This is a genomic window from Terrisporobacter petrolearius, from assembly GCF_020748185.1.
GTDB classification, from domain to species: domain Bacteria; phylum Bacillota; class Clostridia; order Peptostreptococcales; family Peptostreptococcaceae; genus Terrisporobacter; species Terrisporobacter petrolearius.
In genome coordinates, this window is the sequence record NZ_JAHZMO010000117.1 from 1 (window position 1) to 547 (window position 547).

Annotated in this window: 2 protein-coding genes; both read right to left on the reverse strand. The window is 51.6% G+C overall.

Going from position 1 to position 547, the window contains the following annotated elements; translation table 11 throughout:
• On the reverse strand, window positions 1-169 hold a 169-nt coding region (locus K0040_RS22380), incomplete at its 3' end, for a sugar phosphate nucleotidyltransferase (protein WP_331476384.1).
• The coding region (locus K0040_RS22385) for a hypothetical protein (RefSeq protein ID WP_228110424.1) at window positions 166-547 on the reverse strand (382 nt) is incomplete at its 5' end. The genes K0040_RS22380 and K0040_RS22385, both read right to left, overlap by 4 nt.

Here is a 547-nt window from a genome sequence, read left to right on the forward strand (position 1 = left end):
TACCGCCGAAGTGTACGGCCGGTTTTGCTCGCTTATTGGTTAAATCCTTCAGGCGGGTACCACGTCCTCCCGCCAGTATCAGGGCAACAGATTTCAATGGCAGCTGGCGCGCCAACATTAAGTGATCGTTCTTCTCTAAACTAACCATGACTAACTCCTTTTTTATCATCTCTGGAACACACACAATCCGTGTGCAGGTCCCTGCCAGACAGCCGTAATCACTGGGTTATCCTCTCCAGCGAATGGGGGAATGGCGTGCCACTCCCCAGCAGGTAAAACAATCTCTGTTACCTCAAGCGTGGCGTTAATTGCGATCAAAAAGCGATCCGAGAGCAGAATTTGCAGCTGTTTCGGCCCGTTTTGCCACTCATCCGTGCTTAAAGGTTGAGCATATCGATTTAGCCAACGGACATTGCCGTCGCCTTCTTCCCACCAGCGATTCTCCACCAAAGCGGGAATGCGCTTGCGCAGATGGATTAACGCGGCGGTAAATGCGGTTAAACCACTGCTTGCCTGCGACCAGTCCAACCAGGTTAATTGGTTATCC